Source organism: uncultured Roseibium sp., assembly GCF_963675095.2.
Classification (GTDB): domain Bacteria; phylum Pseudomonadota; class Alphaproteobacteria; order Rhizobiales; family Stappiaceae; genus Roseibium.
The window spans coordinates 71,347-94,094 of the sequence record NZ_CAXXSJ010000055.1; the positions used below are offsets into that span (position 1 = coordinate 71,347).

The window sequence follows — 22,748 nt, forward strand, 5'->3', positions numbered from 1 at the left end:
CTGACCGGATCGCCCCCTCTACAAGAGGACGACCTGGCAGCACATCAGTTGAATGCGGCGACGGACCTGTCGCCGTCCAAAACGATAACGCGGCCGCCGGCGACGATCGGGGTCACGTAGACCTTGGTGTTCACATCCTTGGTCAGAATGATCTGGCCGGATGCCGCATCGACGGCAGCAAAACGCCCGTCGCTGGAAAAGGCCACCAGCGCTCCGCTGGCAAGGATCGGCCCGGCCCAGTTGCGGCGGCGCTTCTTCTTCTCCGGACGCGGCAGGACCGTCGACCACAGCGTTTCGCCGGTCTTGCGGTCAAAAGCGACCATCCGGTCTTCCAGGTCCACCATGAACAACGCATTGCCCGACACGACCGGTGTGTGCACGCTGCCCAGATCCGTGCCCCAGATCCGGCCCCCGGTCTTCAGGGAGGCGGCGACCGTCCGGCCAGCGACACCGGTCGCATAGACCGTATCACCGGAAATAACCGGGCTTGCCGACACATCCGCCAGACCGGAAAGAGCCTGTGTCCGGAAACCTCGAGTCACACCGTCTGCCCATTGGGGCTCGCCGGTCTTGATATCAAGCGACATGATTTCGCCGGAAGAAAACGGCACGACGACCTGATTGCCGGCAATCGCGGGATCGGCCGCGGACAGAATGCCACCCATTTCCTCAATGCCCTGGTAGCTCCAGGCCTGCGAACCATCTTCCAGTTTCAGCGCGATCACCTCGTTGGACTGGGTCACGACGAAAAGATGTCCTTGTCCAACGGCCGGCGCTCCACGCGCGGGCGTGCTCAGATCCGCCGTCCAGAGAACCTGACCGGAACCGGCATCCAGTGCCGCAACCTGCCGATAGGCGGTTGCCGCATAGACGCGGCCACCTGATACGGCGACACCGCCGCCTGGCGCAACATCGCGCTCGCCTTCCGGCCGCAGGTTCTTGACCCACTGGCGCCCACCATTGGTGGACAGCGCGACCACATCGCCGTTGGGCTTGTAAATATAGATCCGTCCGCCCGCACTGACCGGCCTTGCGGAGGCGCGCAGGGCATCCGTGGTCAGACCACCGCCCGTCGCCCCGATATTGGATCTCCACACGCGTGCTCCGGTTACGGAGATCGCCTGATTGCCCGGATCGTTGGCGAGGCCGCCACCCGCGGAGGGCCATTCCTGACCACCGGACGCAGGGCCAACGGAAGCCGGCCTGGCGGTGGCAACAGTTGCTGGATCCGCGCCGTCAAAAACGGGCTGGCGTTCACCGGAAAGCTTCTTTTCCCTAGAGAACGGGTTGATCGACCCAGCCATTTCTGAAACGCCGCCACACCCTGCAAGCAGAACGGACAGGGCCAACGCGCCGCAAAAGCCGCGCATTCCAGCATCAATACGGAGTGACCTCACTGTGCCGCCTCGCCTTTCTCGGAAGGTGCATCGCCATACTCGGCGCGAATAACATCATTGAGCAGGCCGACCCGACGCGACACGTCGGCAGGCGTCTCCTGGTCCGCGTCCAGATCGGCGATCCAGCGGCGGGCGGTTTCGATGTCGCCGCTCTTCCAGGCGCTGAGTGCCAGGATTTCACGCGCGCCGGCCCGGAACGGGTTTTCGTCAGCAGACAATCCCTCCACACGGTCCGCGATGGCCGAATACTCTTCCGTGTCGACGGCCAGATAGGCCGCCCGGAGCGCTGCGATGTCACGGAGCGGTTCGGGCACAGCGCTGTCGCGGCTCAAGGCATCGAACGCGGCCACGGCCTCGGTGATGTTTCCGGCATTGCCCAGATCGGTCGCCGAACGCATGCGTGCAAGCGCGGGATAACCGCCGGTCGCATCATTGAGTTCCGCGAACAGCTTTTCGGCTTCGGCATAGTTTCCGGCTTCAGACAGGCTTACGGCCTCAAGAAAGGTATCCCCGGCCTGTTGCGCATTTTGCTCATGCCAGTACAGCCAGCCGCGATAGCCCCCGGTGCCGACGACGATAAGGACAGCAACCCCGATGACCCAGGGACCAAAGCGATCCCAAAGCCGACGGTATTTCTCGTGGCGGATGTCTTCATCGACTTCGCGAAAAATGTCGGACATGCGTGTCTTATTCCTGCGCTTGCTGCAACCATCTCACCCTGACGGGCGCGCGTCACACTATCTTTTTCGTTCCGTCCGGGCAAACCGGTACGGCGTTTCTTTTTAACGGTTTAATGGCGCAAGTGAGGCAAAGGCCGCCTGCTCCGCCGGAAAACGACCAAACCGTCGAATTTCCCGTGATTATGTCAATGGAACGCCGATGACAAGATCATGGCCTTGCCAAACAAACAGCCCGTAGACCACCAGCCCAGCCACGACGGCGAAAATGTCCGCCCCGCGGCCCTTCCCGGCGATCTCCACGGAGAACGGAGTACCGGGATCCCCGCGCCGTTTGACCGAAATCCGGTCGGCGACCGCCCAGACCAGAAAGCCACCGAAGAGCAAAACCGACGCCACATCGCCGTTGGAAAGGAGGTGGGCAAAGGCCCACAGCTTGACCGCAACCAGCATCGGATGGCGGGAGATCTTCCGGATCCGGCCTGGAACATAGGTGGCGATCAAAAGCACGAATACGGGAAGCATGAGCAGCATGGTCACATGGCGGGTCCATGTGGGCGGGTCATAGACGACGGGACTGCCATCCATGCGCGCCTGTCCGTAGCCGATGACGATCAGCGCCAGCCCGACAGCGGAGACCACGGGAAAACAGCCCGCGATAAGGCTTTGCGCCCAAACGGGCCACCAGGGCGTTTCGGACGCCTGAAAAGATCGGCAGGGCATGCGCCCCCAAAAAGACAAGCAATCCGAGAACAAGCAATGACATGCCCTTACCCCTCTGGTGTTCTCACCAACATTCCCGACAGATCCGATGCGGAGCATCCTACAGCGTCGGGAGGCAACGCAAACTCTGAATAATTACTCCCGAACGCATTCAATTACCGCAATACAACATCGCGCATGCGCTCGCAACATTTCAATAACAATACTTCCAAACCTAATTCCATATATTCACTATTTTTATTCTTTAACAATACTTATTTCTCCGATGATTTTTAAGATTTCAATTTTCAAAATGTTCTGAAAACCCTTTTTTCAGAAATTCAGAGGATTGTAATCCTGACAAAAGCCGGGACAGGCAATGGAACAGGACAGCCGAAAAGACACACGTATGCGAACCTTGAAGGCGGGACGGATTGTCTACGATCGCCTGTCACGTGTGTTCGACTGCACCATTCGCAACGCAAGCGAAACCGGAGCATTGCTGCTCGTGCCAAGCACCACGGGTATACCGTCGGAATTTCTGCTTTATATGGATTCCGATCACAAAAGACGGCCGGCCGAAGTGATCTGGCGCCAGGATGACCGGATCGGCATCCGCTTTACCGGTCCGGCGGAGACCATCGTCTAACGCCAACGGTCCTTGAGATCTGATCCGCCAGCCAGACGAACCGGGCTTTCCATCTTCAGAAATCCGGGATGCTCAGCCTGCGCGCACAGGTGTCATCCTGTCCTGCCGGGCAACAAGCACGATTGCCAGCGCCAAGCTTGCGCAGATGGTTGCGTAGACAAACACCGAATATGCGGTGGCATAGGCAGGATAGATGTTGAAAAACAGCATCGCCAAGGCCGGCTGCATCCAGACCAGGCCTGCGATGGCCTGCATCGACACCGGCCAGCGCGGCACTGCCAGCAGCATGAATAAGAGCCCCGCGCAGACCAGCGACCAACTGTAATAGAGAAACGAGGAGGCCACGGCCGCGGAGGCCAAGAGCATCACGCCGATCCGGGCTTCCCGGCTCCAGCGCCTGGGCAGGAACAGGACCAGCCCGGCACTTGCCGCCATGGCGATCACCTGGACCGTGCTGCGCAGACCGTCCGACCCGCCAAGTTTGCCGACCGTTGCCTGAAGGCTCAGACTGCCGGGGGTGACGCCAAGGGCGTATTTCTTGAAGTCCGGATCGGAGAATATCCCAAGAAAGGCCGGCCAGCTGTCCCAACCGAAGGCCAGAACCGATGCGGCCACCAAAAAGACCGTGCCGATTGCCGCCACCGCAAAACACCGATAGGCCCCGGAATTCAGCAGGAAAAACGGAACCAGCCAGCCGTATTGCGGCTTGATGGTCGCAACCGCCAGAGCGAGGCCTGCGAGGACCGGCCTGCGTTCCGCGTATTGGAGCGCGAAGACGATGAGGGCCACCATCACGACGGATATGTTCATCCGAAGCAAGGTATAGTGCAGGCCCGCGGACAAGGCGAAGAGGATCACCATTTCCGCAGGCTGTCGGGCGAATAACGGGATCAATAGGAGGGACGCCAGAATCAGAATCCCGCTCGCCGCCTTGACCTCCCCATAGCTGAAGGACGCCATCGGATAGGCAAACAGCAGGAAATGCGGGGGATTGACGAAGATCAGGTGATTCTGGGTTTCCGACAGGCCGGGACGGAAAATCTCCGGATCATAGGCTTCGACCGCCCTGCCCTCCTGGGCAAGCTCGGAAGCACGATAGAAGGCATCGAGATCTTCCCGCTCCGACTGGGTGACGGACTGGGGAAATGTCCAGAGCTGATCCCATTGCTTGGCTACGAAGTAGATATTGCAGAAGGCCGCCAGGATCACTGCGCACAGGAAAAGCGGACCGCCAAGAGACGCCTGGCGCGATGAGGAACACGGTCGGGTCCGGTAAGTGAAGACGGAAGTCTGATCCTGAGACAAGTGATTGCCGCACAATTGAAAAACAATGCGGTATTTATTCGCGATAATAATTTCGAAACTCTAAAAAACGCGCAAGAAGGGCGGCGCGCCCTATGTGTACGCGCCGCTCACGGCCGATTTCCACTATGCGTTAGCGGTGCAATCCTTACAGGTGCCGCGTAGCTCAATCGTGGTTCTCGTCGGGACAAAGCCCGTACTGTCGGCCCATGCCTGGAGACAGTCGACCGCCTTTTCGGGGGTGAATTCATCCACCCCACCGCATGTCTCGCAAATGGGCGAAGGCGGCGGTCTCATTTTTTCCGCATCCCGGATGACTGCAGGCCACAAAGGCGTTGAGGCTTTCCAGGCGGTGAACGATCCCGAACTCGACCAGCTTGTCCAGTGCCCGGTAGACCTGAAGCGGTGCCTTGAACCCCTCCGAACGCAAGGCATCCAGAATCGCATAGGCTGTCATCGGACCCGCCTCAGCGGACAGGGTATCGAATACAAGACCCTGATTTCGCGTCAGTTTGGGAAGATCGTGTGCGGTATGCGAACCGACATGCGTGCTGCTCATGAGCGTCCTCCTGGGATCTTGCTTTGCCGCCTGGAGCCCAAATAGCGGACCGGCAACAGGCTCAGCATGAAAAGAACCATCGCCGCAACCACGATCGACGGGCCGGACGGCGTGTCCCATTGCAGCGACCCGTACAGCCCGGCGACGACGGCAACGGAGCCGATGAAGGCCGCCAGCGCCGCCATTTGCTCCGGTCCGGACGCCAGCTGACGCGCTGCGGCCGGTGGAATGATCAGAAGCGCGGTGATCAGAAGCACACCCACGATCTTCATGGCGATCGCGATGACGGCGGCAAGAAGCAATGTGAAAACAAGGTTCGCCCGTTCCGCCCGGATGCCTTCTGCTGCCGCGAGTTCGGGACTTACAGTCGCCGCAAAAAGGGCATTCCAGATGATACACAGGCCGGCGAACACAACCGCACCGCCAAGATAAATGACCGCGATATCCGACCTTGAAACCGCCAGAATATCGCCGAAGAGCAAGCCGATCAGATCCATGCGCACCCAGGTCATGAAGGCCAGGCAGACGAGCCCGATCGCCAGCGAGGAATGCGCCAGAAGTCCGAGGAGCGCATCTGACGACAAGCCTTCGCGCCGGCGCAGGACCATCAGCAACAGGGACAGGGCCACGCAGACCGCGAAAACGGCAAGCATGGTGTTGATCTCAAGCAGCAGGGACAGCGCCACGCCCAGAAGGGCCGCATGCGACAGCGTATCGCCAAAATAAGCCATACGCCGCCAGACGATGAAACAGCCGAGGGGCCCGGCAACCAGGGCAACACCGATGCCGGCGACAAGCGCGCGAGTGAAGAAGTCGTCAAGCATCGTGTACACCCAGCTCCTTCTTGTCCGCCGCCTGCGGGGCATGGGAATGGTCGTGCGCGTGTCCGTCATGACCGGGGCAATGATCGCACAGGGTGCCGTCCTCGTGCCGGACGCGGCCATCGGGGAGATGCACGTGGTCGTGGTGATGTTCGTAGACGGCAAGCGGGCTGTCCGCCCGATGACCGAAGAGTTCGAGGTAAGCCTCGCTCCTGGAGACATCGCTCGGCGTGCCTCTGCAGCAGACGTGGCCGTTCAGGCAAATCACCTGATCGGTTGCCGCCATCACGACGTGAAGATCGTGGGAAATCATCAGAATGCCGCATCCGAGCCGGTCGCGGATTTCCGATATCAGGTCGTAGATCGCGATTTCACCGGAGTAGTCGACCCCCTGGACCGGCTCGTCCAGCACGAGAAGATCGGGCTTGCGGGCGATGGCGCGTGCCAGAAGCACCCGCTGCATTTCGCCCCCCGGACAAATGGCGCACCTCCTGATCCATCAAATGGGTGGTGGAGGTCTCTTCGAGCGCTTCCGCGATTTCCCCGACGGATAGCTTGCTCGTCAACCGCATGAACCGCTTGACCGTCAAGGGCAGTGTCCAGTCGATCATCAGCTTCTGAGGCACATAGCCGACCCGCAGGCCGGGCCGTTGCCTGGCGCTGCCCTCGGTGGGTTTCAGAATGCCAAGCGCCATCTTGGCCGACGTCGACTTGCCGGATCCATTCGGTCCGATCAGGGTTACGATTTCCCGGGGCGCCACCGACAGATCGACGCCACGAACCAGCCAGTCGCCATTGCGCTGAATGCCGGCCTGTTCGAGCCTGACAAGAGGCGGCATGTGTGCGGTTGCATCCATGAAATCTTTCCGATGCTGACGGGCAGAATCGCCCGCGCGAATGTTATATTATTACACATATAGGCATTCGTGACGCTATTGGCAATTGCACTGACAAAAGGTTCATCAGCCGTGATTTCACCTTTGAGACCGAAGAGAAAGCCATCGAAAGCCTGACCCCGGTTGGATCACTGCCCGATCTCCTGTTAGGAATTCAAGGTGGTTGGCGGCAACATCGAAAACCGATCCCGGATCTTATCTGCGAGGCCTGATGTCATGGATGGAAAGTCCCCAAGACCTCTGCTGATCGTTGCTGTGGCGATCAGTGCAGCAATCGCCGTTTGGGGTATCGTCGATCCACAGCAACTGGGCAGCCTTGCCTCTTCGGCAGTGACAACCCAGTTCGACAGTCGCGGCTGGTTTATCATGCTGGAAGCGAGCGGGTTGCTCTTTGTCGCCCTTTTCCTGGCTTTCTCACGCTTCGGTAAAATCAGACTGAGCCCGGAGGGCGCAGAACCCGAATTCTCGACACCCGCCTGGATCGCCATGCTGTTTGCGGCGGGAATGGGCGTCGGCTTGCTGTTTTACGGAACCGCGGAGCCACTGACACACTTCGATGAGCTCAAGCAGTTTTCCCCCGCACCTCAGGCTGCCGCGCATGCGCTCTTCGTCACCTATCTGAACTGGGGCTTTCATGCATGGGCGATCTACGCGATGGTCGGTCTCATCATCGCCTATTTCGCATTCCGCCGCCAACGCACGCTTCTGCTTAGCGCTCCCTTGACGGATGCTCTGGGCGAGACCCGCTGGACCCGGGCAGCCGGGTGGCTGTTCGATCTGCTGTCGATCGTCGCGATTGCCGTGGGGCTCGCCGGTTCCCTCGCAATGGGCGTTTTCCAGGTTCAGACCGGCCTGGCCGGATTGCTCGGCATCGCGGACCCCGGCACATTGACCCTGCCTGTCTTCGTCGCGATGTGTATCGCCTTCCTGATCCCGCTCCGACGCGATCTCGGCGAGGGAATGGCCAAACTCTCCAACACGGCCATGCTGATCGCGATCGGCCTGATGGTCTATCTTCTGATCCTCGGGCCAACCTCCTATCTCATGAACGGCATCGTCTCCGGGTTCGGCCGCTACCTGTTCGGAGCGCTGCCGGCCGGCTTCTCGACTGCCGAGTTTTTTGACCAGGGCGTTGTCAACTGGTTCCAGAGCTGGACGCTCAACTACATGATCTGGTGGCTCGCCTGGTCGCCCTTTGTCGGCATTTTCATCGCCCGGATCTCCCGCGGACGGACCATCCGCGAATTCCTCGCAGGCGTCATCATCGCACCGACGCTGTTTTCGATCCTGTGGTTCGGGGTGTTCGGCGGACTGGGGTTCTTTGATGCGCTTCGCCAGGATGGCGCGCTGTCCATCGTGAACCGCGAAAACCTGGATGCCACGACCTTCGCGCTGCTGGAGCGCTTCCCTCTCGATGGTCTGACCCGCGCGGCAACCGTAGTCGCCGCGTTCCTTTTCGTGGTCACCAGTGTCGTCAGTGCCGGGTTTACGCTCGCCGTGATCGGGACGGGCGGCAACGAAGACCCCTCCCCGCGAATTCGCACGATCTGGGGCGCCATTCTCGGTGCGCTGGGGCTGGCCATGGTTTTTGTGGGCGACATCGCGCTGGTGCGCTCGATCATCGCGCTTTCGGCCACTGCCTTCGTGTTTATCGTGCCCGTTCTCGTTCTTTGCCTGCTCCGGCGGTTGCGGCAGGAGACTTACATATGAGCCACGAGCTGATCGACACCTTCATGAATGTCACCGTGTTTGGCTATATCGGCCTTCTCATCTGGCTCGCCCTTCGGCCGGACCCGTGATCGGCAACAAAGCCTGGAAAAGAACATCCGGCGGCTAGAGAAGCAGCACGCGAAGCCAAAAAGAAAGGGGCCGCAACATCATTGCGGCCCCTTCCGTCTTTTCACAGGCGGCTGCGGTGCCTACCCCAATAGCCTGGGCAGGAACATTACGATCCCCGGCACCGCCATCAGCAGGATCACCCGGATGATTTCCACGCCGAAGAACGGCAGCACGCCGCGGAAGGTCTCCATCATCGGCACGTTCTTGGCGAGCGCGTTGATGATGAACACGTTCAGACCCACCGGTGGCGTGATCAGCCCTAACTCGACCACTATGAGTGTCAGGATGCCGAACCAGATCTTCAGGTCTTCAGCACCCATGCCGAAGGTCGCGGAGGCCGCGGTTGCGTAGTCGCCTCCGTTGAGGTCGACCATCACCGGCCAGAAGAACGGCACCACCACGAGGATCATGGCGAGCGAATCCATGAAGCAGCCGAGGATCACGAAGATGATCAGCATGATCGCAAGCACCATGTAGGGATCAAGCCCGCTGTTTCCGGCCCACGCCGACATGGTCGAGGGCAGGTTTGCTCGGGTGAAGAACCCTTTCAGCACCTCGGCGCCGAACAGGATGAAGTAGATCATGCCGCTGGTCTTGGCCGTTTCCATCAACGCCGTGCCGACGCCGTTGAAGCTCAGGCCTTCCTTGCCGAACAGGCGCAGACCGAAACCGTAGACCAGGATCGCGAACACACCGACACCGGCGGCCGGGGTCGGCGTGAACAGACCGATCCCCAGTCCCAGAATGATCGAACCGAAGATAATGATCACCGGGATCAGACGTAGCAGCGCTTCGTGCTTTTCCTCCCGGGTCATGGTCTGCGTCGTCGGTGCCAGGCTCGGATTTATGCGAACCAGGATGGCAATGACCGCGATGAAGAAAATGACCGCGATAAGCCCGGGAATGATGGCTGCCCGGAACATATCGATGATCGAGCCTTCAACGATGACGGCGTAGATCACAAGCGCTACGGACGGCGGGATGAGAATGCCGAGCGTCCCGCCTGCGGCCAACGCGCCTGTCGACAGACGGGGCGAATAGTTCAGCTTGTCAAGCTCCGGCAGGGCGACGCGGCCCATGGTCGACGCGGTTGCCAACGACGAGCCGCACACAGCGCCGAAGCCGGCGCACGCACCGATCGCCGACATGGCGAGCCCGCCCCGAAAGCGTCCCATCAGGGCTGCCATTCCTCTGAACAGGTCCCGGCTGAGATTGGCCTGGCTTGCCAGGAACCCCATCAGGACGAACAACGGTATGACCGACAGGTCATAATTGGCCATATTGCCCCAAAGCAGCGACTTGAACTGCTTCATGTAGGGGCCGAAACGAATGAAGGAGGCTTCCAGCGACAGGATATACGTGCCGCCGATCCCGACGACGAGCATCGCCAGACCAACAGGCATGCGCAGGGCCAGCAGCACAAACAGGACGGCCAGGCCGGCAATACCGATAAGTTCCAATTCACCCATGGGATTTGCCTCCGAGGACCTGACCCAAAGCAACCAGCGACCAAAGGGCCATGGAGACAACGCCGGGGAAATACCACGGCCATTCCTGCCAGCCGAGCACGGCGGTCATGGTGTTGTCGCCGCGTGTTTCGAGCATCCCCTGCCACATGTAATAGGCGAGCGCGGCGGCCACCACGGCGGTGAGCACCTGCCAGAGATGATCCAGGATTTTCTGCAGCCAGTTCGGAAACGCCTGTACGAACAGGTCAACCGCCACATGGCCTTTTTTCAATTGGGTGTAGGGGAAGAAGCTCAGGGCAGCGGCACTGATCGCCAACCTAACGAAATCCTCATAACCGGGAAGAGCCGGCACATAGATACCGAGCGGTTTCAAGGCGAAATCCAGCGTGAACGCCCCGACGTTCACGGCGGTAACGAGTACGATGATGACCGCGAGCAATCCCCCCAGGAGTGCCCACAGCGTCACGACCCGCTGCAACAATGAGTACATTTCCTTGCCCTTTTAAAAAAGCGAACGGCGCTGACTGCGCCGTTCGCCATCTTGCTTGTTCTTTTTGGACCCTTAGTCCTTGACGTCCATCACAGCGGCACGCGCGGCTTCGACCATGGCGGCGCCGTCCATGCCATTGCCGTTGGCTTCGGCGATCCACTTGTCGACGACCGGCTGCATCTTGTCGGTGAAGGCCTTGTACTCGTCGTCGCTCAGGGTGATCAGCTCGCTGTTTGCTTCGATGAGCTTCTTACCACCGGCTTCGGAGTCATCCCAGACCTGGCCGTAGATGGCAGCGATATTCCCCATGGAATGATCGTCGATGACCTTCTTGAGATCGTCCGGAAGACTGTTGTAGCGATCCAGGTTCATGCCGATCATGAAGGTGGACGTCCCGAAACGCAGGCTGTTCGGACCCTCGGTCGTGTGATGGGTCAGTTCCTGCAGCTTCAGCGGAGCGACGATTTCGAACGGGACCAGAGCACCGGCAACCACGCCCTTGGACAGGGCCTGCGGCAGATCCGGAACCGGCATACCGACCGGCTCGGCGCCAAGTGCTTCGATGATCCAGCCACCGGTACGGGACGGCGTGCGGATCTTCAGACCTTCCAGGTCGGCCGGGGACTTCACAGCCTTATCGACCATGTGGAAGACCTGACCACCATGAACGTGAAGCAGGATCGGCTTGATGTCCTTGAAATCGTCCTTGACCAGATCCCAGGAATTGGCCATCGCGATCGTGGTCTGCTTGGCGGAACCGCGGTGAATCGTCGGAAGTTCGAAGACTTCGGTCCGCGGGAATACGCCCGGGGTGTAGCCCAGAACGGTCCACACGATATCGACGACGCCGTCACGCGCCTGACGGTAGAGCTCCGGCGGCTTGCCGCCCAGCGACATGGCCGGGTAGATCTCGACCTTGATGCGACCGTTGGATGCGTCCTCGACGCTCTTTGCCCACGGCTCCAGCATCTTGGTCTGCGCCGGCGCCTTGGGGCCAAGCAGGTGGTGCAGGGTCAGGGTGACTTCCGGCTCCTGCGCGCTGACGGATCCCGCCAGCATCGTCGCGGCGACAAAACCTACGGCCGCTGATAGTAAACGTTTCATACTAATCCTCCCAGTAGTGTGCACAGTATGATTCAGTCCTAATCGTGACTTGCATCGTCAAGATTACTCAGACCGTTATCACATGTCACCAATGGCTATTCCATATCCTTAATCTTGTAAAATGAGCTTTTCTTAATCCGGCATAAGCTGTGGTTATAGGATCATATAAAAAGCAATCCGAAACCGATCGGTACCCGAGCATTAAAAATCGACCGTCATAGCCGCATGGATTTCTCTTCAGCCGAGGCTCTCAAAGCGCTTTGGAACATCAGCAATGCGGGTGTGGGCGCAGCGTTTGCCCGCGTCGTCAGGCCCACCGGCCCCGTTGCTTCAATCGTCTCGACCGGCAATTCCACGAGATCCCCTGCGGCAATATCACGCGAGATAACGCCACTGGATATAACCCAGATCGCATCGGTCTCGAGCGTATAGGTCCGTCCAAAGATATTGGAAATGGTCTCGACGCGTCGCGGCAGGTGGGTCACGCCATGGGCAAGCAGCAGCCGTTCAACATAAGGGCGTATAACCGCTTCTTTTGTCGGGTAAAGAACCGGATAGTCCGCGATCCGACGGAGGTCCGGTTTTTCTTGCCCAAGAAGCGGATGTTCTTTGCGCACGGCGAAGGAAACACTTTCCGAATAAAGATGAGCGAATGCGAGGCCTGCCATCTGGGCCGGGTCGGCAAGACGGCCGACCACCAGATCGAGCTCCCCTGCCCGCAGCCGGCTTAAAAGAAATGTGTTCGGTGCGGTGATCAGGGACAGGGTGGTTTCCATGTTCTCGGCCTGAAAGGTGCGCACAGCATCCGGCACGATCCGCGCGGCCACGCTCGGGAGCACTCCGACATTCAGATAGGATTCGCCCGACATGCGCGCCTGGGCGACACTGTCCAGACCCTGCTTAAGCGCCGCCAGGCTGGCGCCGGCATAGTGGAAAAACACTTCGCCGAACTGAGTCAGGGTCACGCCCCGTCGGCTGCGCTCGAACAAACGCACCTTCAGGATGTCTTCCAGTTCCTTCAAGGTCTTGGAAACGGCCGGTTGCGTGATCGCCAGGGCGTCCGCCGCCTTCACCAGGCTGCGCTGGCGGGCGACTTCCATAAAGCACTGGACATGCCGGTATTTCACACGAGGGTCGATCACATCATATTCCCGCTGGTTATTCTAATTGCTCGATTTCTCATTTTACATAACCTAATCGACAGATAAATATGCAGCCAAAATTCCATGCGGCCCGGTCACCGGAAGGGTACCGGCGCGAAAACAAGCCGGGAGAAACAATGGCAAAATTCCAGTCTTTGGCAGAAGCCGTTACCGACAACATCAGCGACGGCGACAGCATCGCCTTCGAAGGCTTCACCCACCTGATCCCTCATGCCGTCGCCCACGAAGTCATCCGGCAAGGCCGCAAGGACCTGACCGTCATGCGCATGACGCCGGACATCATCTACGACCAGCTGATCGGCATGGGCTGTGTGAAGAAGATGATCTTCTCCTTTGCCGGCAATCCGGGCGTCGGCCTGCTGCGCCGCTTCCGGGATTCTCTGGAAAACGGCTGGCCGCTACAGGTCGAAATCGAGGAACACAGCCATGCGGCCATGGCCAACGCCTACGAGGCCGGTGCCGCCGGCCTGCCCTGCGCCATCTTTCGCGGCTACCGCGGCGCGGAGCTGACCCGGGTCAATCCGAACATCAAGTTCATCACCTGCCCCTTCACCGGCGAGGAGCTCGCCGCGGTTCCCTCGCTTCGGCCCGATGTCGCCGTCATCCACGCGCAAAAGGCGAATGCCAAGGGCGACGTGTTCATGGAGGGCATCACCGGCGTGCAGAAGGAAGCAGTCCTTGCGGCGAAGCGGTCCATCGTAACCGTGGAGGAAATCGTCGACGACCTCGGCGCCATCTCGCCGAACGCGACCGTCCTGCCGTCCTGGACGGTCACCTCTGTCGTCGCCGTTCCAGGTGGCGCGCATCCGTCCTACACCCAGACCTATTATGGCCGTGACAACGCCGCCTATATCGAGTGGGACAAGGTCTCTGCCGATCGCGACAGCTTTACGGCCTGGATGGAAGAACATGTCCTGAAACAGGGGCCGGAGGTCTTTGCGACCCGTGTCGCCCACCTGAAAAACGCGGGCTGAGGAGAGCGGACATGAGCGACTTTACCCCTAGCGAGATGATGACCGTTGCCGCGGCCCGCGCCCTTAAGAACGACGACGTGTGTTTCGTCGGTATCGGCGCCCCGTCGGCGGCCTGCAACCTGGCCCGACTGACCCATGCGCCGGACATCACCCTCATCTACGAGAGCGGCACTCTCGGGACTGCGCCGAACGTTCTGCCGCTGTCCATCGGCGACGGCGAACTCTGCAGGACGGCCCTGACCACGGTCTCCGTGCCGGAGATGTTCCGCTACTGGCTCCAGGGCGGGCGGATCACCGTCGGGTTTCTCGGTGGCGCGCAGCTCGACCGGTTCGGCAATATCAACACCACGGTGGTCGGCGACTACGACAAGCCGAAAGTCCGCCTACCCGGCGGCGGCGGCGCGCCGGAGATCGCCATTTCCTGCGGTGAAATCTTCATAACCATGAAACAGTCGCTGCGCGGCTTCGTTGAAAAGCTTGACTTTGTCACCTCCCTCGGCCACGGCAAGGGCGGCAACGACCGCGCGGCTCATGGTGTTACCACCAAGGGCCCAACCCGTCTGATTACGGATCTGGCAATGTGGGAGCCGGATCCGGAAACGAAGGAGTTCACGGTCACGTCCCTTCATCCGGGCGTGACACGGGACCAGATTCGGGAAACCGTCGGTTGGAAAGCCAAATTCGCCGAAGACGTCGGAGAAACCCCGGCGCCTGAGGCTCATGAACTGGAGGTTCTTCGGGACCTCCATGCCCGTACCAAGGCAGCCCACGAAGGAAAATAGAATGCAACGCGCCTTTATCTGCGATTATGTCCGCACCCCGATCGGCCGCTATGGTGGCACCCTGTCCGGCGTTCGCGCCGACGACCTCGGAGCCATCCCGATCGAAGCCCTGATGGAACGCAATGCCGATGTGGACTGGGCCGCAGTCGACGACGTCTACTACGGCTGCGCCAACCAGGCCGGCGAAGACAACCGCAACGTCGCCCGCATGTCCGCCCTGCTCGCAGGTCTTCCCGAAAGCGTGCCCGGATCGACCATCAACCGCCTGTGCGGTTCCGGCATGGATGCGATCATCACCGCGGCCCGCGCCATTGCCGCCGGCCAGGCGGATCTCATGATCGCCGGCGGCGTGGAGAGCATGTCCCGCGCGCCCTTCGTCATGCCGAAAGCGGACACCGCCTTCAGCCGGTCCAACGCGGTCTATGACACGACCATCGGCTGGCGCTTCGTCAATCCGCTGATGAAGAAGCAGTACGGCATCGATTCCATGCCGGAAACGGCGGAAAACGTCGCCGCGGACTTCAATATCTCGCGCGAAGACCAGGATGCATTTGCCCTGCGCAGCCAGCAGCGCGCAGCACGCGCCCAGGCAGATGGCCGTTTCGCCAAGGAAATCGTGCCGGTCACGATCCCCCAGCGGAAAGGCGACCCGATCATCGTCGATCAGGACGAACACATCCGTGGAGACACCACGATCGAGGCACTTGCCAAGCTGCGCGCACCATTCCGCGAAGGCGGCTCGGTGACGGCCGGCAACGCATCGGGCGTCAACGACGGCTCGGCCGCGCTCATCATCGCCTCCGAGGCGGCCATTGAGAAATACGGCCTCAACCCGATTGCCCGTGTCATCGGTGGCGCGACCGCTGGTGTGGCCCCGCGCATCATGGGCATGGGCCCCGCTCCGGCGACCCGCAAGCTGTGCGCCCGCCTCGGCATCGCGCCGAAGGATTTCGACGTCATCGAACTCAACGAAGCCTTCGCTGCCCAGGGTCTTGCGGTGCTGCGGGATCTCGGTCTCGATGACGACGGCGAGCACATCAACCCGAACGGCGGCGCGATCGCGCTCGGCCATCCGCTCGGCGCATCGGGCGCCCGGATCGCCGGGACCGCGGCCATGGAGATGAAGATGCGTGGCGGCAAGCTGGCGCTTGCAACCATGTGCATCGGCGTCGGCCAGGGCATTGCGATCGCTCTGGAAGCCGTCTGACCGATAGTCATAGACTCTTTCGACGGCGGGGCTGACCCCGCCGTCGATCCTGCCCCGGCCTCGGCAGATAGAACTACCCGTCCGCGCCAGCACTTGCCGGGCCGGCAATTAGAGCCCAAGCTGCGCTCTTTCAAGCAGAAGCAGCGGACCCTCCCCATGACCAGTGAACCTCTCAACCAGCCGCCCGAGATCCCGCCGGAGCTGGACCGGTGGAATTGGGGCGCCTTTCTGCTCAACTGGATCTGGGGCATCGGCAACAGCGTCTTCATTGCGTTGCTGATGTTCGTTCCGCTGGTCAACCTTGTGATGTTCTTCGTCCTCGGCGCCCGCGGCAGCCGATGGGCCTGGCGAAACCGAGCCTGGCGGGATGCGGAGCATTTCCGCAGCACCCAGAGAAAATGGGCGATCGCCGGCGTGATCGTGTGGATCGTCACGATCGGGCTTGGCGTCGGTATAGTCGCAGGTCTTCCCGCGATCATGAAAAGCAGCGACGCCTATGCAATGACCATGGCGGCCGTCCGCAACGATGCTGCGGTCGAAGACGCGCTTGGCGGCAATATCGAATCCGGGTTCTGGATCAACGGCAGCATCAATGTTGAAGCCGGCGGAACCGGCACGGCCTACCTCAACTTTTCGATTACGGGCAGCAAAGGGTCCGGCCGGGCCATCACGCACGCGGTGCGCACCAACGGCATCTGGGAGCTGCGCGTGCTCGTGGTCTATCCGGAAGGAACGACCGTGCCTATTGTTCTGGAAAACAAGGCCAATGTCTCGATACCCGGCGCGCCACAGGATCTGTAATTTCCTGGCCGAAAAACAGGAGTCAGAACAAAGGTCTGAATCGCTTTGCTGAGTTTCTGATTCCGGTGCTTCAGAAAGTGATTCAAGGCGTGTCGGGCGGTTGCAGAAACCTCGCATGCCTCACCTGAGATCCGGGCGGCGATGAAAATGTCCAAGCATTCGTCTGGATCGTCCATTTCGTTGCCCTGCGTGTTGGATAAAATCCGCGGCAATCAAAATAGGCTGTTGATGTGCTTTAAGGAGGGAACATCATGCGCACCCAGGTTGCCATTATCGGAGCCGGCCCGTCCGGCCTGCTTCTGTCCCAGCTTCTCCACCGTGCCGGCGTCGATTGCGTCGTCCTCGAACAGCGTTCGGCGGACTATGTCCTGTCGCGGATTCGCGCGGGCGTGCTGGAACAGGGCATGGTCGACATGCTGGAAATGGCCGGCGTTTCAGAACGCATGTACAAGGAAGGCCTGCCCCACGACGGCTTCAACATGTCGGTCGGCGACACCCGCCTGCGCATCGACCTGAAAGGCCTGACCGGCGGCAAGACCGTAATGGTCTACGGCCAGACGGAAGTCACCCGGGACCTGATGGACGCCCATACCGCCCGCGATGCCAAGCTGATCTACGAGGCGGAAGACGTCACCCCGCTCGACTTCGACACCGACAACCCGCGCGTCACCTACAAGAAGGACGGCGTCACCCACGAGATCGCCTGCGATTTCATCTGCGGCTGTGACGGCTATCACGGCGTCTCCCGTGCCTCCGTGCCCCAGGATGCCATCACAGAATTTGAAAAGGTCTATCCGATCGGCTGGCTTGGCATCCTGTCCTACGTCAAGCCGGCGAACCACGAGCTGATCTATTCCAACCATGCCAACGGCTTCGCACTCGCCTCCATGCGTTCGCACAGCCTGAGCCGTTATTACATCCAGGTGCCCGTCGACACCGATATCAACGCCTGGTCCGACGATGCCATCTGGGACGAGTTGAAGATCCGGCTCGGCGAAGAGGCCGCCGCCAACATGGAGACCGGGCCGTCGATCGAAAAGAGCATCGCGCCCCTGCGCAGTTTCGTCGCCGAGCCGTTGCGCTTCGGCCGACTGATGCTTGCGGGCGATGCGGGCCACATCGTACCGCCGACCGGCGCGAAGGGCCTCAACCTGGCAGCCTCGGACATCTACTACCTCTCGAATGCGCTGATCGAATATTACGACGAGAAATCGTCGGCCGGCGTGGACGACTACTCGCAAAAGGCACTGGCACGTATCTGGAAGGCGGAACGCTTCTCCTGGTGGATGACCATGCTCCTGCACAAGTTCCCGGACCTGGGCGCCTTCAATGCGAAGATGCAGCAAACCGACATGGACTACCTGGCAAGCTCCCATGCCGCCCAGGTCAGCCTGGCGGAAAATTACGTCGGCCTGCCCTTTTAAAGATAATGGACAAGTAGACCGGTCGCCGAAAATTAGGCGGCCGGCCTAGTCGCCCAGTTCCGGACGGCCGGCCAGTCCGCAATAGCCGTGGTGCTCGAAGGCTTCATCGCCACCCTTGACATGAGAATACATGAACGGCCGCCAGCCCATGCATTTCGATCCGATGCAGTGCTGGTAGAGATGTTCCGCATCGAAACCGGATGTTTTCGTGTTGAACACGCGGTTGCTGCCTTCGACCCGAACGAACGGGCACCACATCTTCTTTGCTTCTTGTTCCGTAACCCGCATTTCCGCTCCTTGCGCCGCAGACCTTTCGCAGGCATGCGTTTGTCGTTCAGACTTGGAGCGAAATGTTTGGCGGAAATTATATAATTTTTCTTTGATTCACACCCGCACGGCTCGAGTTCGGAAGTTATCTGAAGATCCCATTGGCATAATTACCAATAATCACTGCCGAACCTGCGTGTTCTATCCGGCTTTATCTGTCAGTTTCCGGCTGGAGATTTCTACCGGCCTCAAGCGCGTGACGTTTCCGCTGGGCTCTCATGATCCGGTATGGAAGGTTCTTCCTCATAACGGACAGGTCTTGCTGCTTCCTTTCGGGCCTTTTCCAGTGCGTCGGAGACTTTTTCCAGCAGTGTCGTCGGCAAACGGAGCGTCTTTGCGAACAGGTCTGACGTTTCCTCCGCCATTGCGCCGATCTTGGAGTTGTAGACGTAATCCTCTACCTCTTCGAACACCGCTGCAACTTCTCGCACCGTCGGCCGAACCTTTCCTTCAAAAGCGACAGGATCGTTAGCGACCGCCAAGCCAAAACCTATAAAAAACACTGCAAATACATAGACATGAAAGTAAGAACCAGGAAACCGCATTGCCCTTTGCCCCAAAACTTAACAAGAAGTTAATACACTTCCGGTTGTATTTTGGCAGGCGGTCAGGTTCAACCATAAATAGTCAATTCAACTAAATTCCTTCATAGTAACGTTAATTGCGCGTCCCGCTCAAAATACGGCTTCAAGGCTTCTGCCGGCTCCGGAACTCCTGGGGGCTTTCGCCGGTTTCCTTGCGAAACACCCGCGAGAAATAGGCCGGGTCGTCAAAGCCCAGGTCATAGGCGACCTCGGAAACCGGGATGGATGAGAAGGCAAGCTGGCGCTTGGCCTCAAGGACAATCCGGTCCCTGATCGACTGGGTTGCCGTACGGTCGGTGAACAGGCGGCAGTACCGGTTCAGACGGGCCACGGGCATGCCCATTTCCGCCGCATAGAATTCCGGTGTCCGCTCGCTGCGAAAATGCGTGTCGACCAGCGCTCGGAAACGGAACAGAGAAAAGCCGGGGGCCGCATCGACATCGCCGCCCTCCCCGCTACCGGCGAACATGCGCGCCAGCATCAGGGTCATCAGCGGCCGGAACACCAGACGCCGGCGCTTGCCGCTGTCAAACTCTTCCGCCAATTCCTGCAGATAGCGACAGATCTTCAGGCGGTCATCGCCGAACGGAGTGATCAGGTGATTGCTTTCGCCCTGGCCGGACAGAAGCCGGGCCAGGTCTCGACCGTCATCGGAGCCGGTCAGATAATCGTGGGTGAAGGACACCACGTGGCCCTGGGTGTCCGGCGTGAATTCCCAGCCATGCACCACGCCGGGCGGCGTGAAGACGACCGTGTCCGGCGCGATGCGGCGCTCTCCCGTGTCGTCGGTCAAACGGCCTTCGCCGGCGGTGATCATCAGGCACTGGAACAGGTGAATGTGACTATGGGCATCAAGCGACCAGCCGAGCGGCGCCGATCGAGCCCGGATCGTCTCGATGTGAAAGAAATCGAAATCGTCGGCCTGATCGTTTTCACCGTAGAGATGATAACGTGGAACGGGTGCTGTCTGCATAGGTCATTGTGGCAAACAGTCCCCTCTCAAGGCAACTGTCTGCCGCTCTGTTCGGGCCGAATTTGCTGGGCTCAGCAAGCCGGATTTAGGTATCCCTCTCACCCGCGCGCGTGATGGGCGTGCCAGTGCCAGGCGATGTCGATCCGTCGGGGGAGCCACACCTTGTCATGGGAGGAGACATAGTCGAGGAAGCGTGCCAACGCAGCCGCCCTGCCCGGCCGGCCGACCAGACGGCAATGCAGACCGATGTTGAGCATCTTCGGCGCCCCGGCCTCGCCTTCCGCGTAGAGCACGTCGAAGGCATCTTTCAGATAGGCGAAGAACTGGTCGCCGGAATTGAAGCCTTGCGCCGCGGCAAAGCGCATGTCGTTGGAATCAAGCGTGTAAGGAATGACCAGATGATCACCGTCCGGCCCGTCGACCCAGTAAGGCAGATCGTCGGCGTAGCTGTCGGAATCATAGAGGAAACCGCCCTCTTCCATGACCAGCTTCTGGGTCTGCATCGAGCAGCGGCCTGTGTACCAGCCGAGCGGGCGCGACCCGGTCACTTCCTCATGGATGCGAATCGCTTCGCGCATGTGTTCGCGTTCGACCTCTTCCGGCAAATCCGCATATTCGATCCACTTCAGACCGTGAGAAGCGATTTCCCAGTCCGCTTCCTTCATCGCTGCCACGGCTTCCGGATTACGAGCGAGCGCGGTCGCAACCCCGTAGACCGTGACCGGGATGGAGCGGCCGGTGAACATGCGCCAAAGGCGCCAGAAACCGGCACGGGAGCCGTATTCGTAGATGGATTCCATGTTCCAGTGGCGCTTGCCCGGCCAGGGCTGGGCGCCGACGATTTCCGACAGGAAAGCTTCTGAAGCAGCGTCGCCGTGGAGAATGTTGTTCTCGCCGCCCTCTTCGTAGTTGATGACGAACTGAACCGCGACATTCGCGCCCCCCGGCCATTTCGGGTCCGGCGTATTGCGTCCGTAGCCGATCATGTCGCGCGGATAGGATGAGGAGGAGGTCATATCCTTGAAATCCCTATTGAAACCTTCTGCGCACCAAACCCCAAGCGACACGCCCGTGCAAGAGGGAGATTTCAAATCCTCGTAATTCCTGCCTATAGCTCAAATTTTAAACGTCCGGTTTGCCTCGGTTTAGAACCTTGGCTGGTAACTCGGCGACCGAAATACAGATATCGAGGAATTTACCCATGCAGCTCGCTTCCGCCGGTTTTCTCTGCCTCTTCGCGGCAGCGGCCATGACGCTGTTGATCAATGAGGAAGTCATCAACGCGGAGGCCGCCGAAGGGCCCTTCGCAAAACCTGTCGTGGAATCTCCTGTCCAGCCCGAAAGGCTGGACTGACCGCCCCTCCTAGCCGCGGGATCAGCGGTTCGGACGCACCGGCACGGGAACAGGCGCCAGGTTCTCCCGCGGAGCCATCAACGCGCTGACGGCCTTGAATTTCGGCCCCTTCCGGTTGCGGTCGTCATCATGCGATTTCAGCATCATGACCGCCGAACCCATGACCACCGAACACAGCGTAATGATTAGCCCGCAGGCCAGCATGACGACCGGAAGCACCGGATTGTCCGAGGCCATGACCAGGGTTCGCAGATTTCCGACGTTCGACCAGAACAGGCCCGCCAGAACCAGGGCGGAGATGCCCAGCCCGATCATCCCGTTGATCGCAAGCAGGCGAAACAGCGGATTTTTCGGCAGGTAGCCGGACAGGATCGACCCCCGGGTTTTCTTACTGGCCATCGGCGCACCTCTTTGACAGACCCTGCCGCGCATTTTCCGGCAGGATTTCGCACTATTTGAATATGGAAAACAAGTTTCCCTCCCCTGTAAAGCGGACAAGTTTTCGCAGCGGGCACATTTTTCCGGTCAAGAGCTTGCCATATATCCGTCCAATATATAGATCCGATATATATCGGGCTTGAATAAGGGGATTTGCGTCCCATGTTCAGGCAATCGGCATTTTTCGCGAGCAAGACCGGTGCGTTTCAACCGGTATCTTCGGAAAACAGGAAGGACTACCCCACCATGAGCGTTCGCAGCCTTTGCCTGGCGATCCTCAGTTTCGGCGATGCCACCGGCTATGAAATCCGCAAGGAAGCCACCGAAGGCCGGTTCTGTTATTTCGACGATGCCAGTTTCGGTTCCATCTACCCGGCTCTGGCCAAGCTGACCAGCGACGGCATGGTGACCGTGCAGGAAGAGGCCCATCCGGGCAAACCGGCCCGCAAGGTCTATTCGATCACCGATGCCGGCCGCGAGGAATTCATCACCACTTTGTGCGAACCCCAGGCCGCGGACACGTTCAAGTCCCCCTTCCTGCTGGTGGCTCTTTATGCTGAACAGGTCGGACCGGACGTTATCCGCCGGGCGATCGAACGGCGCAAGGAACAGGTTCGCGCAGAGCTCAAGCATCTGACCGATCACAACGCGACCTGCCCGCATAAGGGGTCCAACTGGGCACAGTCCTACGGCATCGCTTGCATGAGCTTCACCCTCAACTATCTCGAGACCCACGGCGACGAGCTGATCAGAATTGCAGAAGGCGGAGCCGCATTGCCCCCCTCCCGGGCCGCGGCCGAATAGACATCGTTTTTG

24 protein-coding genes and 2 pseudogenes are annotated in these 22,748 nt (G+C 60.0%); 9 read left to right on the top strand and 17 right to left on the bottom strand.

The features are described from left to right. Positions 1-44: 44 nt before the first annotated feature. The 4 genes from ABIN98_RS20375 to ABIN98_RS20390 all read right to left on the bottom strand — a co-directional run bounded on the left by ABIN98_RS20375 (position 45) and on the right by ABIN98_RS20390 (position 2,840). Positions 45-1,304, bottom strand: a complete 1,260-nt coding sequence (locus ABIN98_RS20375) for a PQQ-binding-like beta-propeller repeat protein (RefSeq protein WP_346912554.1) — start codon at positions 1,302-1,304, stop codon at positions 45-47. A gap of 89 nt (positions 1,305-1,393) precedes the next feature. After that, a complete protein-coding gene (locus tag ABIN98_RS20380; protein ID WP_346912556.1) occupies positions 1,394-2,077 on the bottom strand; it encodes a tetratricopeptide repeat protein in 684 nt (227 codons plus the stop codon). 180 nt (positions 2,078-2,257) lie between these two features. Next, the gene (locus ABIN98_RS20385; RefSeq protein WP_346912558.1) at positions 2,258-2,716 is read right to left on the bottom strand and encodes an NnrU family protein; all 459 of its coding nucleotides are present in this window, start codon (positions 2,714-2,716) and stop codon (positions 2,258-2,260) included. After that, a complete protein-coding gene (locus ABIN98_RS20390) occupies positions 2,637-2,840 on the bottom strand; it encodes an NnrU family protein (RefSeq protein ID WP_394701571.1) in 204 nt (67 codons plus the stop codon). Before ABIN98_RS20390 ends, ABIN98_RS20385 begins: the two co-directional genes overlap by 80 nt. A 315-nt stretch (positions 2,841-3,155) precedes the next feature. Between ABIN98_RS20390 and ABIN98_RS20395 the strand changes: the two genes are divergently transcribed. Beyond that, on the top strand, positions 3,156-3,425 hold the full coding sequence (locus ABIN98_RS20395; protein WP_346912560.1) for a PilZ domain-containing protein: 270 nt from the start codon (positions 3,156-3,158) through the stop codon (positions 3,423-3,425). Between the two features lie 72 nt (positions 3,426-3,497). Here the strand turns inward: ABIN98_RS20395 and ABIN98_RS20400 are convergent, their stop codons facing one another. From ABIN98_RS20400 to ABIN98_RS20415, 4 genes and pseudogenes are all read right to left on the bottom strand, one after another. After that, a complete protein-coding gene (locus ABIN98_RS20400; protein WP_346912562.1) occupies positions 3,498-4,730 on the bottom strand; it encodes a glycosyltransferase family 87 protein in 1,233 nt (410 codons plus the stop codon). A gap of 123 nt (positions 4,731-4,853) precedes the next feature. Next, positions 4,854-5,286: pseudogene (locus ABIN98_RS20405) on the bottom strand (Fur family transcriptional regulator). Further along, complete coding sequence (locus ABIN98_RS20410; protein ID WP_346912904.1) at positions 5,283-6,110, bottom strand: metal ABC transporter permease; 828 nt, start codon at positions 6,108-6,110, stop codon at positions 5,283-5,285. The pseudogene ABIN98_RS20405 and the gene ABIN98_RS20410 overlap by 4 nt, the downstream one beginning before the upstream one ends. After that, positions 6,103-6,964: pseudogene (locus tag ABIN98_RS20415) on the bottom strand (ATP-binding cassette domain-containing protein). Before ABIN98_RS20415 ends, ABIN98_RS20410 begins: the two are co-directional and overlap by 8 nt. 255 nt (positions 6,965-7,219) lie before the next feature. Between ABIN98_RS20415 and ABIN98_RS20420 the strand changes: the two are divergent. After that, on the top strand, positions 7,220-8,713 hold the full coding sequence (locus tag ABIN98_RS20420; RefSeq protein ID WP_346912564.1) for a BCCT family transporter: 1,494 nt from the start codon (positions 7,220-7,222) through the stop codon (positions 8,711-8,713). Between the two features lie 209 nt (positions 8,714-8,922). Here the strand turns inward: ABIN98_RS20420 and ABIN98_RS20425 are convergent, their stop codons facing one another. From ABIN98_RS20425 to pcaQ, 4 genes are all read right to left on the bottom strand, one after another. After that, positions 8,923-10,311 carry a TRAP transporter large permease gene (locus ABIN98_RS20425; protein WP_346912566.1) on the bottom strand — a complete coding sequence of 463 codons (1,389 nt, stop codon included), beginning with the start codon at positions 10,309-10,311 and terminating at the stop codon, positions 8,923-8,925. Next, positions 10,304-10,801, bottom strand: a complete 498-nt coding sequence (locus ABIN98_RS20430) for a TRAP transporter small permease (RefSeq protein WP_346912568.1) — start codon at positions 10,799-10,801, stop codon at positions 10,304-10,306. Before ABIN98_RS20430 ends, ABIN98_RS20425 begins: the two co-directional genes overlap by 8 nt. A gap of 72 nt (positions 10,802-10,873) precedes the next feature. Next, positions 10,874-11,905 (bottom strand): TRAP transporter substrate-binding protein, encoded by a 1,032-nt coding sequence (locus ABIN98_RS20435; protein WP_346912570.1) that lies wholly within the window; start codon positions 11,903-11,905, stop codon positions 10,874-10,876. 215 nt (positions 11,906-12,120) lie between these two features. Next, complete coding sequence (pcaQ, locus tag ABIN98_RS20440; protein ID WP_346912572.1) at positions 12,121-13,047, bottom strand: pca operon transcription factor PcaQ; 927 nt, start codon at positions 13,045-13,047, stop codon at positions 12,121-12,123. A gap of 137 nt (positions 13,048-13,184) precedes the next feature. On the opposite strand from pcaQ, the gene ABIN98_RS20445 reads away from it, so the two are divergent. The 5 genes from ABIN98_RS20445 to pobA all read left to right on the top strand — a co-directional run bounded on the left by ABIN98_RS20445 (position 13,185) and on the right by pobA (position 18,256). Further along, a complete protein-coding gene (locus tag ABIN98_RS20445) occupies positions 13,185-14,042 on the top strand; it encodes a CoA transferase subunit A (protein ID WP_346912574.1) in 858 nt (285 codons plus the stop codon). A gap of 11 nt (positions 14,043-14,053) precedes the next feature. Beyond that, positions 14,054-14,824 (top strand): CoA-transferase subunit beta, encoded by a 771-nt coding sequence (locus ABIN98_RS20450; protein WP_346912576.1) that lies wholly within the window; start codon positions 14,054-14,056, stop codon positions 14,822-14,824. A gap of 1 nt (position 14,825) precedes the next feature. After that, complete coding sequence (gene pcaF / locus ABIN98_RS20455) at positions 14,826-16,031, top strand: 3-oxoadipyl-CoA thiolase (protein WP_346912578.1); 1,206 nt, start codon at positions 14,826-14,828, stop codon at positions 16,029-16,031. Between the two features lie 156 nt (positions 16,032-16,187). After that, entirely contained in the window at positions 16,188-16,832 is a 645-nt protein-coding gene (locus ABIN98_RS20460) for a cytochrome c oxidase assembly factor Coa1 family protein (RefSeq protein WP_346912580.1), read from the top strand. Positions 16,833-17,083: 251 nt separating this feature from the next. Continuing rightward, on the top strand, positions 17,084-18,256 hold the full coding sequence (gene pobA / locus ABIN98_RS20465) for a 4-hydroxybenzoate 3-monooxygenase (RefSeq protein WP_346912582.1): 1,173 nt from the start codon (positions 17,084-17,086) through the stop codon (positions 18,254-18,256). Between the two features lie 45 nt (positions 18,257-18,301). Here pobA and ABIN98_RS20470 read toward each other — a convergent pair whose 3' ends face one another. The 4 genes from ABIN98_RS20470 to puuE all read right to left on the bottom strand — a co-directional run bounded on the left by ABIN98_RS20470 (position 18,302) and on the right by puuE (position 21,156). Further along, positions 18,302-18,544, bottom strand: coding sequence for a hypothetical protein (locus tag ABIN98_RS20470; protein ID WP_346912584.1), 243 nt, complete (start codon positions 18,542-18,544; stop codon positions 18,302-18,304). Between the two features lie 227 nt (positions 18,545-18,771). Continuing rightward, positions 18,772-19,128 carry a hypothetical protein gene (locus ABIN98_RS20475; protein WP_346912586.1) on the bottom strand — a complete coding sequence of 119 codons (357 nt, stop codon included), beginning with the start codon at positions 19,126-19,128 and terminating at the stop codon, positions 18,772-18,774. A gap of 142 nt (positions 19,129-19,270) precedes the next feature. Next, the gene (locus ABIN98_RS20480; RefSeq protein WP_346912588.1) at positions 19,271-20,140 is read right to left on the bottom strand and encodes a helix-turn-helix domain-containing protein; all 870 of its coding nucleotides are present in this window, start codon (positions 20,138-20,140) and stop codon (positions 19,271-19,273) included. Between the two features lie 98 nt (positions 20,141-20,238). Further along, entirely contained in the window at positions 20,239-21,156 is a 918-nt protein-coding gene (gene puuE / locus ABIN98_RS20485) for an allantoinase PuuE (RefSeq protein WP_346912590.1), read from the bottom strand. Positions 21,157-21,341: 185 nt separating this feature from the next. Between puuE and ABIN98_RS20490 the strand changes: the two genes are divergently transcribed. Further along, entirely contained in the window at positions 21,342-21,494 is a 153-nt protein-coding gene (locus ABIN98_RS20490) for a hypothetical protein (RefSeq protein ID WP_346912592.1), read from the top strand. 21 nt (positions 21,495-21,515) lie between these two features. Here ABIN98_RS20490 and ABIN98_RS20495 read toward each other — a convergent pair whose 3' ends face one another. Continuing rightward, on the bottom strand, positions 21,516-21,893 hold the full coding sequence (locus tag ABIN98_RS20495; RefSeq protein ID WP_346912594.1) for a hypothetical protein: 378 nt from the start codon (positions 21,891-21,893) through the stop codon (positions 21,516-21,518). Positions 21,894-22,178: 285 nt separating this feature from the next. On the opposite strand from ABIN98_RS20495, the gene ABIN98_RS20500 reads away from it, so the two are divergent. After that, complete coding sequence (locus ABIN98_RS20500) at positions 22,179-22,736, top strand: PadR family transcriptional regulator (protein WP_346912596.1); 558 nt, start codon at positions 22,179-22,181, stop codon at positions 22,734-22,736. The last annotated feature ends 12 nt before the right edge of the window (positions 22,737-22,748 follow it).